The 14807-nt window shown below is 39.7% G+C and carries 14 protein-coding genes and 2 pseudogenes; 5 read left to right on the top strand and 11 right to left on the bottom strand.

Features of this window, described 5'->3' with window-relative positions; genetic code table 11:
* The first annotated feature begins 15 nt into the window (after positions 1 to 15).
* Entirely contained in the window at positions 16 to 597 is a 582-nt protein-coding gene (locus V8V91_RS12005; RefSeq protein WP_373400264.1) for a DsrE family protein, read from the top strand.
* A 103-nt stretch (positions 598 to 700) separates the two neighbouring features.
* Here the strand turns inward: V8V91_RS12005 and V8V91_RS12000 are convergent, their stop codons facing one another.
* The 7 genes from V8V91_RS12000 to V8V91_RS11970 all read right to left on the bottom strand — a co-directional run bounded on the left by V8V91_RS12000 (position 701) and on the right by V8V91_RS11970 (position 6707).
* On the bottom strand, positions 701 to 1486 hold the full coding sequence (locus V8V91_RS12000) for a hypothetical protein (RefSeq protein WP_373400263.1): 786 nt from the start codon (positions 1484 to 1486) through the stop codon (positions 701 to 703).
* Positions 1483 to 2643, bottom strand: a complete 1161-nt coding sequence (locus tag V8V91_RS11995; RefSeq protein WP_373400261.1) for an FAD-dependent oxidoreductase — start codon at positions 2641 to 2643, stop codon at positions 1483 to 1485. The genes V8V91_RS12000 and V8V91_RS11995 overlap by 4 nt, the downstream gene beginning before the upstream one ends.
* 7 nt (positions 2644 to 2650) lie before the next feature.
* Positions 2651 to 2875, bottom strand: coding sequence for an FAD-dependent oxidoreductase (locus V8V91_RS11990; RefSeq protein ID WP_373400260.1), 225 nt, complete (start codon positions 2873 to 2875; stop codon positions 2651 to 2653).
* Positions 2876 to 2999: 124 nt separating this feature from the next.
* On the bottom strand, positions 3000 to 3581 hold the full coding sequence (locus tag V8V91_RS11985) for a hypothetical protein (protein ID WP_373400258.1): 582 nt from the start codon (positions 3579 to 3581) through the stop codon (positions 3000 to 3002).
* Positions 3582 to 3784: 203 nt separating this feature from the next.
* The gene (locus V8V91_RS11980) at positions 3785 to 4894 is read right to left on the bottom strand and encodes an alpha/beta hydrolase family protein (RefSeq protein ID WP_373400256.1); all 1110 of its coding nucleotides are present in this window, start codon (positions 4892 to 4894) and stop codon (positions 3785 to 3787) included.
* Complete coding sequence (locus tag V8V91_RS11975) at positions 4873 to 5241, bottom strand: hypothetical protein (protein ID WP_373400255.1); 369 nt, start codon at positions 5239 to 5241, stop codon at positions 4873 to 4875. The genes V8V91_RS11980 and V8V91_RS11975 overlap by 22 nt, the downstream gene beginning before the upstream one ends.
* On the bottom strand, positions 5238 to 6707 hold the full coding sequence (locus V8V91_RS11970; protein WP_373400254.1) for a hypothetical protein: 1470 nt from the start codon (positions 6705 to 6707) through the stop codon (positions 5238 to 5240). The genes V8V91_RS11975 and V8V91_RS11970 overlap by 4 nt, the downstream gene beginning before the upstream one ends.
* 217 nt (positions 6708 to 6924) lie before the next feature.
* On the opposite strand from V8V91_RS11970, the gene V8V91_RS11965 reads away from it, so the two are divergent.
* Positions 6925 to 7860 (top strand): hypothetical protein, encoded by a 936-nt coding sequence (locus V8V91_RS11965; RefSeq protein ID WP_373400252.1) that lies wholly within the window; start codon positions 6925 to 6927, stop codon positions 7858 to 7860.
* Positions 7861 to 8031: 171 nt separating this feature from the next.
* On the opposite strand, the gene V8V91_RS11960 is transcribed toward V8V91_RS11965, so the two are convergent.
* The 3 genes from V8V91_RS11960 to V8V91_RS11950 all read right to left on the bottom strand — a co-directional run bounded on the left by V8V91_RS11960 (position 8032) and on the right by V8V91_RS11950 (position 11877).
* Positions 8032 to 9714, bottom strand: coding sequence for an amidohydrolase (locus tag V8V91_RS11960; protein ID WP_373400673.1), 1683 nt, complete (start codon positions 9712 to 9714; stop codon positions 8032 to 8034).
* 76 nt (positions 9715 to 9790) lie between these two features.
* Positions 9791 to 10306, bottom strand: coding sequence for a T9SS type A sorting domain-containing protein (locus V8V91_RS11955; RefSeq protein WP_373400251.1), 516 nt, complete (start codon positions 10304 to 10306; stop codon positions 9791 to 9793).
* A 29-nt stretch (positions 10307 to 10335) separates the two neighbouring features.
* Positions 10336 to 11877, bottom strand: a complete 1542-nt coding sequence (locus V8V91_RS11950; RefSeq protein WP_373400249.1) for a hypothetical protein — start codon at positions 11875 to 11877, stop codon at positions 10336 to 10338.
* A gap of 89 nt (positions 11878 to 11966) precedes the next feature.
* Here V8V91_RS11950 and murF point away from each other — a divergent pair.
* From murF to V8V91_RS11935, 3 genes and pseudogenes are all read left to right on the top strand, one after another.
* Positions 11967 to 13261: pseudogene (gene murF / locus V8V91_RS11945) on the top strand (UDP-N-acetylmuramoyl-tripeptide--D-alanyl-D-alanine ligase).
* A 50-nt stretch (positions 13262 to 13311) separates the two neighbouring features.
* Positions 13312 to 13671 (top strand): DUF2461 domain-containing protein, encoded by a 360-nt coding sequence (locus V8V91_RS11940; RefSeq protein ID WP_373400247.1) that lies wholly within the window; start codon positions 13312 to 13314, stop codon positions 13669 to 13671.
* Positions 13649 to 13987: a DUF2461 family protein gene (locus tag V8V91_RS11935; RefSeq protein ID WP_373400672.1), complete on the top strand. Its 339-nt coding sequence runs from the start codon at positions 13649 to 13651 to the stop codon at positions 13985 to 13987. Before V8V91_RS11940 ends, V8V91_RS11935 begins: the two co-directional genes overlap by 23 nt.
* Here the strand turns inward: V8V91_RS11935 and V8V91_RS11930 are convergent.
* Positions 13982 to 14790: pseudogene (locus V8V91_RS11930) on the bottom strand (Cof-type HAD-IIB family hydrolase). The gene V8V91_RS11935 and the pseudogene V8V91_RS11930 overlap by 6 nt on opposite strands.
* Positions 14791 to 14807 lie beyond the last annotated feature (17 nt).

Here is a 14807-nt window from a genome sequence, read left to right as displayed (position 1 = left end):
TTAAATCAAATTTTTATGAAAAATTTTATCCCCGTATTATTGATCCTGTTTTTAGTCTCAACTTTGCACAGTTTTGCCCAAGAAGATATCCCTCCCCATATCAAGGAAAAAATTACTTACCCAGTATTGGATTTTCATCCTTGGGTAGGTGTGATGCCTGTTCAAGATCCACTAATGACCTATAACCCAGCATTGGATTATAAAGTAGCCATTGATTTGTATGGTACAGTCAAGGATTCAACAGCCATTCATTCTGCTATTTTGGAAGTTGCTAGAACCTACAATTTAAATATTGCCAATGGGGTTCCTCCTGAAAAAATAGAAATTGCTGCGGTGATTCATGGAGGTTTGGTACAGGCAATCCTGAATGAGGAAAACTACGAAAGTAAATATAGTCAACCGAATCCCAATTTAGTAGCTATCAAAGCCTTGGAAGAGGTGGGAGTGAAGTTCTATGTATGTGGACAAAGCATGGCTTTTTATAACCTGGATGCTTCTAATATTACTTCTATGGTAAATATGGCAGTCTCTGCTAAAACTACTTTTATTACTTTAGGCCAGATGGGTTATTCCTATTTGAATGTAAGTGAGGATTGAAAATAGAATCCCAGGGTTTTTAATTCTGGGATTTTTATTCCAAACCTATTTACGGGTCAAATTTCAATGGCCTCCTATCTTGAATAAACTTTTTCCTCCTAATTCAATTCAGTTTAAAGGGAGAGGTTGCTCTGTTTTTGTACCCATGAATACTTGCTGCTATAAATAAAACACTAGCACTTATCAGGGCTGTCCACTGAATGGCTGGAATGCTTTCCCAGTGTCTGACCGCTATGGCAATAAAAGCCCAGACACCTACCATAGCAAATTCTCTCATGTTTCTAGTGTAAATCATAAATAGATTAACCAGGGTTCCTATTCCAATCATGATGATGGTCCATGTAATCTCAGTGAATGGACCTGTCCACCCTATTTTAGCAAGGTAGGCTGATATATTGGCAATGGTAGCCACTGCTATCCAACCGCCATAGATACAAATTGGCCACCAAAGCCAGAAAATAATAGGTCTAGGTGCATTCCACTTTTCCATGTTTGTATTTAGTACCACAATTAAGAGCGAGGCTAGAATTCCCAACATCACGACCACGCTGATACCGGTATACTCCATCAACCAGGTATAGATCCATAACCCATTACCTATATTAGCAAGTATTAAATAAGGACCAACTTGCGAAAGGAAATCTGAATCTTTGGTTTTACTGAATGCCCTGGAAATGAAGAAAATTGCCTGAGCCAAAAGCGATAAAAAGATAATTCCCCAGATAGAAAATGCATATCCAGCAGGGGTGAAAAGGTTCTGGTATTCAGAGCTTAAGGAGCTTACTGTGTTGCCATTCAAGCCTTTTACACCTACTGAATAATTCCAATAAATGACAAAAATCAATACCAAGAAATTTAGAATAGCATAAAGTTTATGAGACTTTTTCATGATTCGGATTTTAAGGGTTTCACTTGTTGCAGTAAAGTAGGAATCAACTCTGTGACAGTTGGGTGAGTTTGGACTGAATTCATCAATGTTTTATATGTCATCTTACTATACATGGCAGTCAGGAATACCCCTATGATTTCATCTCCTCCTATTCCCAAAACTGTGGCACCCAAAATTTGTTCTGTCGATGCATCTACTATTACTTCCATCTTTCCTTTTGTTTCACCTTTTTCTCGAGCGCGATTGATTTGCGACATTTCCATTTCGGCATACAGGATTTTCTTATTTGATTTTTTGGCTTGAGAAATGTTCATTCCGGCCCTTCCTAGAGGTGGATCCGTATACAAAGCGTAATTGAGAATTCGATCACTCACTTTTCTTGCTTTGTTTCCGAATAATTGGTTTTTGAGCACTTCAAAATCATGGTAGGAAGTATGGGTAAATGCTCCTTTTCCATTGCAATCCCCCAAAGCATAGATTCCTTTTACATTCGTTTCCAAGAGGTCATTGACTTGCACGAAGCCTTTCTCGTCTACCTCAAGTTCCGCGGCTAGGGGATTGATCAAGTCAATATTAGATTTTCTACCCGTTGCCAAAAGCAAGTGAGAACCTGATACTTGTTTCTTTTTGCCTCCACAATTCATCAAAACTGTTAATCCTCCATTTGGATTGTTTTTTCCTTCGAGGCAATGGGAATTGCACAAAACATTAATTCCTTCTGATTCCAATATTTTGCGGATTCTATTCGAGATACCAGGATCTTCCTTCGAGATCAATCGATCGCTCATTTCAATAATCGTGACTTTGCTTCCAAGCCTTCGAAAGATCTGCGCAAATTCCAGTCCTATATAGCTTCCGCCTATAATGACTAAATGATCGGGTAATTCCTCTAGTTCAAGAAGACTTTCATTGGTGAGGTAGTTTACATTTTCGAAACCACTAGGGATTCTTGGTCTAGTTCCCACATTAATAAAGATTTTGGGGGCAGTAAGGATTGCAGATCCAGCCTGGACGGTGGTTGGGGCCAAGAAATATCCTTTTGCTTGAAAGGTATTGATCCGCTTTTCTTTGCGAAATCCTTCTACTAGACCGTCATGAGAACCTGCAACAATTTTGTCTTTTCTTTCTTTTACTTTTTGTAAATCTATTTTATCCAATTTGGGGTTAGGAATTCCCAAATCGGATTTTTATTTCCCAGGCGCGCTTAGCGCTTGCTACATAAGCTTTTGTTGGGGTACAGCCAGTATTGACACAAGTCCCTCCGAATTTCCCTTTTTCCACCAGAGCAACATTCAAATTTTGCTCTGCTAAGGCAAATGCAAGAGGATTTCCGGCCTGGCCTGAGCCGATGATAATGGCATCAAAAGTCTGTTTTTTTGCGTCTTTCATAGAAAAATTGATTCAGTTTCCTGATTATATCTTCCTATAATTTACAAAGATGAGACCATGAAAAAAGGAGCCATGGTAAATTGGCTCTCTAATCTATTTTTTGAAGGGTGGAATGATGTGGTTTCTATTTCTTTTTTGGAATGGCATTTCGCACATTGCCGTGAAACTCATTGATAGCTTTGGTATGGAAATAAGGGTAGATGATTTTGTCCCGAAACCAAGATCCACTTCTATAAAATGTTTTATGAGAGACTTCTGTCTTTCCGTTTGGTAAAGATTTAAAGGTGATGAACTGACTTCCTTCTGATTTTGAATTTTCCAAATAGCAGATTCGGATCAGTTTTTTGTTTTTATCCACTTCCATCACCTCATGGCCCACTGTCAGTTTTATGGCGCCAAAGAATACGTGGAGGTTAAGGATAATTACCTGGCCAACTCCCATTCCTCCTAAATATTCCTGTCCTGGGAAAACCTCTTCTCCCGTTTCTCTAGAATAAAGCTGATTGAAATGAATCATCCGGCCAGCCCAGGCCTTGGCTGGATCAATAGTCACATAGGTATCCCAAACCTGACCGAAAGGAAGATCATAAATATATTTTTCGAAATGCTCGTGATAATTAGAGTCTGACTCTGAATAGCAAATCGAGTTTAATTTGGAATAAGGGGAAGTGTGATAATTTTTGGATTCTTGGATAATATGACTCATGGAAACAAATGATCCCGTAGGTTAGGAGGTAAGAAAAGGATTTACTTTTGTTGTAAATCCTTTTCATGTTTAAAATAGATATTATAAAATTTGGACGAGTTTTGTCACATTGAGCGGAGTCGAAATGTGACCTTAATAGCCACGAATTGGCTTCGACTCCGCTCAGCCTGACAAATTGATATTTAAAGGAATCCCATTTTAAATTAAAATGCCCTCTCTTCTAGGTGTTCATCCAAATCCAATTTGTTGATTCCTTTCGAAAGCCAATCGGGAGCTTCTTCACCTTTCAAGTGATGGTTAAAGAACTCCATCATTCTTACTGCATAGTCTTTTCGGTTTTCCGGTTTACCTAAACCATGGTTTTCTCCTTTGTATTGAACTAAAACCACTGGCTTTTTTAACCTTCTCAATGCCGAATAATATTCAATTCCTTGAGTAAAGTCCACTGCCCCATCTTTGTCGTTATGCAACATCAACAATGGAGTGGTCACATTTTTCACATGATATACAGGGCTGTTTCGCTCATAAGAATCCCAATTTTCCCAAGGACCTCCTGTAAATCTACCTTGCGAAGCTTCAAAGATAGACATGTTTCCTCCCCCTGAGTTCCAATAGATCAAATCATACATTGAAATCATATTGGTCAATGGTGCTCCTGCTGCCGCTGCCTTAAACATATTGGTTTGAGTAATGAGGAAAGCTGTTTGGTAACCTCCCCATGAATGTCCATGGATACCAATGTTGTTCTCGTCAATGATTCCTGTCTCAATCGCTGCTTTTACTCCTGGGATAACACACCATACTGCAGACATTCCAGGATCATCCATGGTGTATACAATGTCTGGAATAAATACTGCAAATCCATTGCTGGTGTACATATTAGGGTTCCAACCAGTTCCACTGAAACTAGGTTCGGACCAATTGTGTCTAGTCTGAGACAGCTTTTCATAATAGTAGATCATGGTTGGGTATTTTTTGCCTTCCTCATAACCAGCTGGTAAGAATAGGGTGCCTTGAAGTTTCACTCCTTTGTCTGAAACATAATCCACTAATCTGGTACCTGCTGACCAAGAATACTTATCATAGTCTGGAGCGTTTTCCGTTATCTGCTTTCCTTCAGATAAGCTTGCATCGGTCACATAATATTGTGTTGGCTCGTTGAATGTTTCTTTGGTGTAGATATATACTGGTGCTTTGTCTGCCTTTTGAAGGCCAGCAATATAGGCGTCTTCCCAAATCAGTTTTTCGGTACCGGCGACTAAACCGTTCTTTTTAGCAGGGTTGATTTTAGCTATCCCACTTTTTTGGTCCATTCCCCATACATGCGGAAATACTGAGGTTGACTCAGGTCAAATCCTTTTTCTTCAGGATCCAGTCTGAATCTATACTGATATCGTATGCTTTCTTTCCTTCCGTCCTGAGTTAAATTAATTGCTTGTTCTTTGCCATCCTCCACAGGAATCTGCCAAATGTCCCAACCATCGCTGATTAGTACATATTTACTGTCGCTCGACCAGCCCAAAAAGCTTTCCAAAGGTTTTTTGACATTGTGGTCGTCATCCTCATTGACAAAAGTAACAGGTAGGCTACCTGTAAGATTTTTCTCCTCTCCACTAGCGATGTCATACATATAGTAATTGCCATCATAGCCATAATTCAATTTAGTGCCATCGGGGAAGGTCTAGGGTAGGAAGAATAGCTAGGTAAATAGAAGTTTTTGAAAAGTGTAGTCTTCTCTCCGGTCTTTAGGTTTACCAAATAAAAGTCGCGGTAATTTTGACCATTCAAATTAATGTCCAACTCATACTCCTGCATATCAGAGCCTACCGCATAATGCTCTTTTGGCAAGATGCTAAGATCTTTCATGCTGCTATCTTGAAGAGCGATGTGTTTTTTCGTAGCTACATCATACATGGCCCAAAAACTGTAATTTTTGTCCATGTTTTCCATCACTTGTTGTCTGGACTGTAGGCGACTGTCATTCCAGTGCCAAATGGTCATATCTGGTTTGTCAGCATCATTTTTTTGTGGAGCGGCTTTGGTAGTGTCCAATTTGGCAATTGCTTTTTGCAAATCTTTGATGCTATGAATAGAAGTGTCGGCCATGATCTTTTTCATAGTCTCTGATTCTGCTCTTGCCACAGAATCCTTATCCAATTCTTTCTTGGTCTCTTCTTTTTTAGCTAATTCCAAAGGATGAATCCCATAAAATAATCTCGTCAAATCTTCAGACCACATGGGTCTTCTGTTGGGGCTAATGGTATAATCCTGATCAAACCCGGTGGAGTCTTTTGCCGGATCATAAATCGTCACTTGTGGGGAGGAAAGGCTTTTAACCCCTATTACTTTCCCCTGGTCAGACTTATACTTCTTGTCCTCCACCATCTTCAATGCTGCAAATGCATCCCCTTTTTCAGTCCAGTTTAAAGACTTGTAACTCGCTTTGTCATTGTCTAAAACTTGGGTACTGTTTGAAGCTAAATTGAATAGGTAAATTCCGTTTCCAGACTTATTTGCCGCATCAACTGTATAGGCGAGGTAGGTTCCTGGTTTATTGAAAGAGAATTCCAATACATTCCCCAAGGTTAAAGCTTTTTCTGTATTTAGATTATAAATCAATAGATCTGATCCTTTGGCATCTCCATTCCCATCTTTTGGAAGATTAATAGCCAGGTAGGAAGAACCTTCATTGTTGAAAGAGAAAGTGCTTACTTTTTCCCAGGTCTTTTTTTCATCGGTTCCAAGTTTTACTAAATGCAATTTGTCAGAAAGTGGCTTGCCCTTGGATTTTTTGTTTTTTTCCTTTTCAGCAAATTTTGGATCTTCTTTGAATGCAATCCATTTGGAGTCTTTACTAAAAACGACTTGTTGTCCAGTCACTCCTCCTATATCATAGGACTTTTTGCTTGCCTCCTCTCCGATTTTCTGTACATAGAGTTTTCCATCTCCTTCCAGCTGGACAATGGTGTAAGCTACCCATTGGCCATCTGGAGAAATGTCAAATCCTCCACGATTCAGGTATTTCCAGGAGGGGATATCCTTCCAAGTAATGGGTTTAAGATCTTGGGCATGAGTGCTAACAGCTAAAAAAGCAAGCACCCAAAAAAGTGATAAAATTTTTCTCATGGGATTGGATTTATATTTAAACAGTGAAAATAGGGAAAAAATAAGAAGTATTAGGTTTGCTCTTGATTAGTAGGCAATTCTTAAGTTTTTTTGGAAATGAAATAGTTAAATGAAGAAATAGCAAATTTCAAAGCTGAAGACTGCAAGCTTGTTTTAGTTGAGTAATTTATTAGTTTTATTTCATAGTTTTAATAAACCTTCCTAACCCTTATTTTTTATGGTATTCAAACTGAATTTTGAATTCCTCAACCATCGGAATTCGGTGAAAGGCCTCTATCTAGTCTTATTTCTTGAAGTACTTCTAGGTGGCTGCAATCAAAATAAATATCCTATTGGTGTCTTTCCTGAGGAAGCCGTGAATTTGTCGGTGATCAATTCGTCCTTTGATGATGTGAACTCGGATGCACCTGCGGTTACACATGGTTTCAAAATTGTCTTTTCATCCAATCGAATCAATTCACAGCTGAATCATTTCAACTTGGTGGAATCCAATTTGGGTTTTTATTGGGATAAGTCTGAGGGGGTTTTAAGAGTTGATCAAGGAAATTCCCTTTTTGAAACCGGATTAAGGGATTGGGTGAGGAGAACCGAGACGAGTTTCAATGAAAAGGGGCCTTACACCTTTTTTGATTCTGAAAATCAACAGGTTTTGTTATTTAGTCGGGACAATTCTAATGGAGTGTATTCCATTCTTGCCGAACCAAATGAAACCTCCTCTCACCAAAATGACATAAGAGGTGCTTCTTTTAGGCTATTGGAGAAGGGAGCAAGTGAAATGTATCCTTGTTTCTACGGGGCTGATTTTTTGAAGGGATCGGGAGTTGAAAGCCAAGGGAGGCCGGAAAAGATGCTTTTCAGTTCGGATGGGGACGGAGTCTTTAATGTCTACGAACTGGACCTGCCTGATGAGGGATCAGTGATGGAATACCTGCTAAGTGATCAAGAAAAAGCATTCAAAAAATCGGGATCAATACTTCAGCCAATGATCATATGCCATTTGTATATGGGGATTTGCTGGTCTTTTCTTCAGATCGTCCAGGGGGATTTGGAGGCTATGATTTGTATTATTCCTTCCGTTCAGGAGATAGTTGGTCTGATCCGGAGAATTTTGGTTCCAAGATCAATTCTGAGTACGATGAATTTAGACCAATAGTATCTGCACATCCGGAATTTACTAATCAGCTAATGATATTCTCCTCCAACCGACCTGGAGGTCTAGGAGGGTTTGATTTATACTATGTTGGGATACCTAAATTTTGAAAAAAACCTGCCTCGTAAAAAGCAGGTTTAAGATTTAGTCGAAATTTTCAAGCTTACGATTTCATCATTTTGATTCCTGATAAACAATTTTTCCTCCGACTACAGTCATCATGACTTTTGCTGTTAAAATTTCTTCCTCAGGAATTTCCATGATATTTTGATCAAAAACTGTAAAATCAGCAGCTTTGCCTACCTCAATAGAACCTTTGAAGCCCTCTTCGAATTCTGCATAAGCTCCAGATAAAGTATAGGCTTTTAAGGCTTCTTCCCGAGAAAGTTTTTGATTGGCTTCATATCCACCATCAGGCGTTCCTGCAAGTGTTTTTCGGGTAACTGAGGCATAAAAAGAAGGGATTGGGTCTAATGGCTCAACTGGAGCATCGGTGCCATTGGTGACTACCGCCCCTGTTTGAAGAAGTTTCTGCCAAACATATGCGCCATCAACTATTCGTTTTTCTCCCAAGCGGTCGATTGCCCAGGGCCTGTCCGAACTCAAGTGAATCGCTTGCATGGCAGCTATGACACCCATTTCACCAAAACGTGGGATATCTTCCAGATCGATATGTTGAGCATGTTCAATTCTAAATCGTAGGTCATTTTTATCGGGGAATTTCCCAAAGGCTCCTTCGTATTGGTCGAGGACTTCTCGATTGGCACGATCTCCAATAGCATGTGAATTAACCTGGAAGCCTGCTGGGATCGCTTTTTCTGAAACTTGTCCTACCACTTCCATAGGGAGAGTTTCATGTCCAAAATGCCCAGGGCGATCTGAATATTCTTCTAACAACCAAGCGCCTCTGGATCCCAATGCGCCATCACAGAATAGTTTGATGGATCTTACTGATAGTAAATGGTCTGCACTATCAATCCTAGGGCCTTGTTTATACCAGTTTTCCAATAATTCTGGATCGCTTCCCGCCAGCATTACATACATTCTGGCTGTTAATTTTCCTTCTTTCTTGAATTTTTCAATCAGGTCAATAGTAGATTGTCCACTCCCGGCATCATGAAAACTGGTAATCCCTTTTTCTGCCAGTTCCTGAAGAGCCAATGTTAAGGCTTGTTCAGCGCGCTCTGGTGTTTCTGCCGGGACTAGCTTACCTACCAAAGAAGAAGCCCTTTCGGTCAAAACTCCAGTAGGGTTTCCTAGTTCATCTAAAATAATTTCTCCTCCTTCTACTTCCCCTGGTCTTTCTCCTTTCAAGTTATTGATGCCCGCTAATTCCAATGCTTTTGCATTAGCAAAAGTCGCATGGCCTGAAGCATGTCTTAAGAATACAGGGTTGTTAGGGGATACTTGATTCAACAAATCGTTAGTTTGGAATCCTTTCACCATTTTATCAGGTTTTTCCAGCCATTTATCCTGATGCCATCCACGTCCTGTGATCCATTCTCCAGGTTGGGCTTTAGAAACTGCTTCCGCTACTTTATCCAACAATTCATCATAGGATTGTACATACATAAGGTCCAGTTCGAGTTTGTTGTATCCAATTCCCATCAGGTGGGCATGGGATTCTATAAATCCTGGAGTCATTGTCCTACCTGTCAAATCAACAAGTTGAGTTACTTCGGAAATATAATCAGCAATTTCACTGCTACTTCCCAAAGCTAGAATTTTACCATCCTTTACAGCAACTGCCTCCACGATGGGATTAGCTTCATCTACCGTGTAAATCTTTCCATTGGTGATGATCAAATCTGCGGATTCTTTTTTGGAACAACTTTGAATTAGAATCCCTAAAAGGATGAAAAAACAATATGTTTCATAAAGTGGTGGGTTTAATGGACTGAAGCTACTCTTTTTGTACCAAAACCCAAAAGGATTACTTCATCCAGATTTTTCTGGAAGTAGTGAATTTTCCATCCACTTCTAATTGTAGAATGTACAAGCCTGGCGTCAAGAAACTACTTTGAATTTCCAGCTCTTGATTGGGTTTAATCTCAATATTTTCTAAAAGTACTTGCCCTAGAGCAGTCACCAACCTTCCTTTTGCAGGTAAATTGGATAGGATATTAATTGGTCCGTCGCTCGGATTAGGGAATAATCTGATCTGGAATTCATTTTCGGTAGGAGGGTTAGAGCTTTCTTCTGCCTTTAAATAAATAAGTCCTCCTGCACGAGTTCCCAAAATCAAATCGGGGTTTCCTTCAAAAATAGGCCTTACCAAGGCAATCCAGGTATTTCTGCCTAATCTGGTAGGATAGTTTTCTTCAGAGATTTTAATTTGAATATCAGTCCTTGCAGTAGAGTTCATAAAGTTGGCAATCTTTATCAGCAGGCCGTTTTGATCTACTGCATACAGGTCTGGTAAAGTCTTATCATCCACTGCTATGGTCAAATTTCGATTTGCAGGATTGTCTTCAAAACCTAAAAATCTTCCTCCACGAGTATGGCCGTATTTGTTGAAAAATCCATTTGGTAGAGATCCAAGCTGCCATTTTGGGCAGCTACTAACAGGTAATCCTGTTCCTCAAAGTGGAAGAACTGTAAATAATCCCCACGATTTGGCTGATAGCCATCCCATTCGATGCGTAAATATTGACCTTGGTCTTCGTTTAGTTCATAGATTGATTGGGAGGGAATTCCATTGATATATCTGATCCCAGAAACCAAGTTATGATGAACTTTATCTAAATCATTAAACAGGATGTTTTGGGCATCGATCAGCTCCAATTCATCCAATTGGGTGTTAAATACATCTAGTTTTTGGAAACTGCCCTCTTCTAATTCAAAAATGGATTGTTTACTGACGATTTGTCCATTGATCAATTGATTGGACAAGGCGAAGATGGAACCTGCGTTTTTATTTCCGATATAGATTGGTCTACTGTTTTCTCCCATATCAATCATTTGATCTTGAAGAAATCCACCCATTTCTTGCCCGTTCCTATCCAATTTTATAAGGGATTGCTGGAAGTCAATTCCATAATTTATAGCAGATTCATTGGTATTTAGGCTAATGATCAACTCTTCATTAATTTCTTGAGCAGCATGAAAAATAGGGAATTCAGGCAACCTTCCGTAGGTAGGGAGTTCATTGGTGAAATTGGAGAAAAGTGCATTTTCTTCATCTCCCTGATTTGGTAGAAAGTAGAGGGCGCTACATTCATCTCTACCCAACACTAAATCGGAAACACCATCCCCATCAAAATCCCTATAAAGAATAGAATGTCCTCCCGCGTGCTGAATTCTATCATTTTCCTCAGAAAGGGTTCGCAAATCTATTCCAGAACAAGTCGCACCAAAAGCTATATCCCCGCAGCCACAAAATTCAAAATTGCCCCAGTGGGTTTCAGGAAATGCAAATCCATCAATATCAGGATTCCCTTTTCGATCCATACTGGTGTTTTCATAAAACTCCAAGTAGTCCCCTGATGCAAAATTGAAAATGACCAAATCTAAATCCCCATCCCCATCTAAATCCTGAATAAGTGGAGTGTCCAAATTATTCGCCTGGATATTTCCAGAATTATCAATTTTCAAGAAATTTTGAGCTACTTCCCAAGAAATAGTACCTCCTATCGAAGTGTTTTTATAGGCTTTAATACCAAGTGGAGTGGAGGTGAAAAGGTCTTTCTTGCCGTCGAAATCAAAATCGGCCAAAATCAGAAATCCAGCAATATCCGATGGAAAGAAATAGCTGAGTTCGGGAAGGTAAGTAAAAGTGTTTCCAGATTTCTTGTATACCTGAAGTTGACGGGAATTGATGTCCCAGATCACCCATTCTTCTATCTCATCTCCATCCAAGTCAATGGTTTGAATCTGTGCTGAATTAATCCCTCCTGAAAATGGTGAACTCAAAATGGTTCCAGACTGGTTGACCGTCAGAGAATGATCAAAAGAATAAATTTCTTGGGCATGAACACGAAAGGTGAAAAGTAGAAATAGACAGAATATCGGTTTTCGCATCGGGAATCAAAGAAATCTAAAATTAATACGGATGTATCACCTCAAAGATGTGAATGATTCGTTTATTTTGGGAGTAAAATTCCCTTAAAATGAATCTTTCTATCCTTTACCAGCTATTCAAGAAAAGTACAGGAGTCAGTACCGATACCCGGAAAATCGAACCAGGAAATGTGTTTTTCGCATTAAAAGGCCCGAATTTCAATGCCAACAAGTTTGCTCCTAAAGCCTTGGAAATGGGGGCTTCGTTAGTGGTGATTGACGATCCAGCCCATTTTGTAGAGGATGATGAGCGTTACTTTTTGGCAAAGGATGCTTTGAAAATGCTTCAGGATCTTGCCAATTACCACCGAAAGCAACTGACAATCCCTATAATTGGTTTGACTGGTTCAAATGGAAAGACCACTTCTAAAGAGTTGTTGAATGCAGTCTTGAAAACCAAGTACAAGACGGTAGCCACGTTGGGTAATCTAAATAACCATATCGGGGTACCTTTGACGTTACTGTCCATTCCAGAAGATGCTGAAATTGCCATTGTGGAAATGGGTGCCAACAAGCAAGGGGATATAGAAGAGCTTTGCGATATTGCCGAACCTACTCATGGATTTATCACAAACATAGGGAAGGCACATTTGGAAGGAATGGGCGGACCTGAAGGAGTATTGAAAACGAAAACGGAATTGTTTCAGCATTTGAGAGTAAATGGAGGAACAGTTTTTATCAATTCTCAGGATCCGATTTTATCCAATATGGCAAAACGATTCGATCATCCAGTACTATACCCAGCAAATGGGGATTTTTGTGAGGTAGGATTTGTAGAGGCTAATCCGTTTGTGAAATTCACCGTAGAGGGAGGAAATGAGGAGTATTTGAGCTCTTTGATCGGAGCATATAACTTTGGAAACATTGCCACAGCGCTAACGGTAGGAAAGTTTTTGAAGTACCTATGAATCAGGCGGTGGAAGCGGTGGTTGCTTATAAGCCATCTAATATGCGATCTCAATTGATCGAAAAACGTAGTAATTTAATTATTCTGGATGCCTACAATGCGAACCCTTCCAGTATGGAAGTAGCTATCCGTACCTTTGGTAAAATGACTGGCAGAAAGCACAAAATGATCATTTTGGGGGATATGTATGAGTTGGGAGATCATTCTGAAGCAGAGCATGCAAGGCTCGGCGAAATCGTAAGTGAATATCAGATAGATAAAGTGTGTTTTACCGGGAAAATGATTGTATCGGCTTTGACCAAAGCGCCAAAAGCATTGTACTTTCCAGATCCATTTTCATTCAGAAACTGGCTTCAGGATAGCCAGCTGGAAGATTATCTGATCCTGATTAAAGGAAGTAGAGGTATGAAATTGGAGGTTTTGGTAGATTTTATCTAAACCAAAAATTGATTGTCTTGGTTAATAAACCAATAAAACTTTTGAAAGCTATGCGACCTTATATAGAATTCTTATCAGAACTTGCCCAAAACAACTCCAAAGAGTGGATGGATGCTCACAAAAAGCAGTATTTGGCATGCAAGGAGGAGTTTTTGGAAGATGTGGCTGTAATTCTAAAAGGGTTGGCAGAATGGGAGCCTGCTTTTGAAGCATTTAAACCTAAAGATTGCGTGTTTAGGCAAAATCGAGACGTGCGTTTTTCGGCGAATAAAGACCCCTATAAAATCAATTTTGCAGCCTATTTTTCACCCAAGGGGAAAAAGTCTGAAGGGCCGGGCTATTATCTGCATATCCAGCCTGGACAATCATTTTTAGGAGGGGGCATATATATGCCTATGGGGAAACCTTGAAAAAATCCGCAAGGAAATTGATTATTCAGGAGCTGAACTTATCAGGATCGAAAATGAGGCATCTTTTAAGAAAGCATTTGGAGAGATTCAGGGAGAGAAGTTAAAAACCAGCCCACGCGATTATGACGCGGAGCATGAATTCATTGAGTATCTCAAACTGAAAAGCTTTACAGTGACAACTCCCCTGAAAGACCAGGAAATAAATAATGGTCAATTTATAAAACGTGCCTTGGAGGCTTTTAATACCATGAGACCGTTTCAGGAATTTCTTTCCAAAGCAGTGGAAGAAGTGGAGGATGGTTCTGGATTATTATAAGAATAGTTTTTCCAAAGTGACTGCAACTCCATCCTCTTTATTGTGTAGGGTGATTTCCTTTGCTACCGCTTTTACTTCAGGGCGAGCATTGGCTACCGCTACACCATAGCCTACGGATTGTAACAGGTCAATGTCATTGTAATTATCCCCAAAAGCAATGACCGATCTCATTCCAAAATCGAATGAGTGTTGCAGGATTTTTTCAATCCGGTGGCTTTTGAAATTGCTTTTGGGGCTATTTCCAGGTAGTTGTCATTAGACCGATACAAATGAAGATCTCCCGAATTCTCGAAATGGAGTTCTCCGAAAAGCCATGAAATTTCCTGGGAATCCCCCATGCACATTACTTTATGAGCTCCTGAATTGTCTTTCGCCCAGAGTTCAAGGACCTCTTGATTAGGTAACCAAATGCAATTAGTTTTGGTATTCCTGATTTCTCGTTGAGACCAATAATCATCTTTCTCTTCATACCAATCTTCCCCATGGTATAGGCTGACATGGATATTGGTGTTTTTGGTCAATTCCAAGATCTTACTTACCAGAGCTAAAGGAATTGAAACAGAATCCAGGATTTCACCTTGTGCACTCAAAACATAACCACCATTATAACTAACCAAAGGTTGGTCAGACTTTCCAAGGTCTCTCACTAAATGACGCATGGCATTGGGCATTCTTGAACTTGCAAGTATGACTGGGAAATCTGGGTGAAATTTACTTACTATCGCTTTTAGGCGTTGAGATAAGTCACGTTCTGAATTTAGTAAAGTACCATCTACGTCAGAACAAAAGGCTTTTATTTTCATGTGGCTTTGCACGGTTT

Origin of the sequence: Algoriphagus halophilus (assembly GCF_041729275.1) — a bacterium.
GTDB lineage: Bacteria > Bacteroidota > Bacteroidia > Cytophagales > Cyclobacteriaceae > Algoriphagus > Algoriphagus halophilus_A.
The sequence above is the reverse complement of the archived record's forward strand: the minus strand, read 5'-3'. Positions and strand labels throughout refer to the sequence as shown.

Bases quoted from the DNA above. Each gene is read 5' to 3' on its own strand.
- V8V91_RS12005 (WP_373400264.1), top strand. From the start codon at position 16: ATGAAAAATTTTATCCCCGTATTATTGATCCTGTTTTTAGTCTCAACT.
- V8V91_RS12000 (WP_373400263.1), bottom strand. From the start codon at position 1,486: ATGAAAAAGTCTCATAAACTTTATGCTATTCTAAATTTCTTGGTATTG.
- V8V91_RS11990 (WP_373400260.1), bottom strand. From the start codon at position 2,875: ATGAAAGACGCAAAAAAACAGACTTTTGATGCCATTATCATCGGCTCA.
- V8V91_RS11985 (WP_373400258.1), bottom strand. From the start codon at position 3,581: ATGAGTCATATTATCCAAGAATCCAAAAATTATCACACTTCCCCTTAT.
- V8V91_RS11980 (WP_373400256.1), bottom strand. From the start codon at position 4,894: ATGGACCAAAAAAGTGGGATAGCTAAAATCAACCCTGCTAAAAAGAAC.
- V8V91_RS11970 (WP_373400254.1), bottom strand. From the start codon at position 6,707: ATGAGAAAAATTTTATCACTTTTTTGGGTGCTTGCTTTTTTAGCTGTT.
- V8V91_RS11965 (WP_373400252.1), top strand. From the start codon at position 6,925: ATGGTATTCAAACTGAATTTTGAATTCCTCAACCATCGGAATTCGGTG.
- V8V91_RS11950 (WP_373400249.1), bottom strand. From the start codon at position 11,877: ATGCGAAAACCGATATTCTGTCTATTTCTACTTTTCACCTTTCGTGTT.
- V8V91_RS11940 (WP_373400247.1), top strand. From the start codon at position 13,312: ATGCGACCTTATATAGAATTCTTATCAGAACTTGCCCAAAACAACTCC.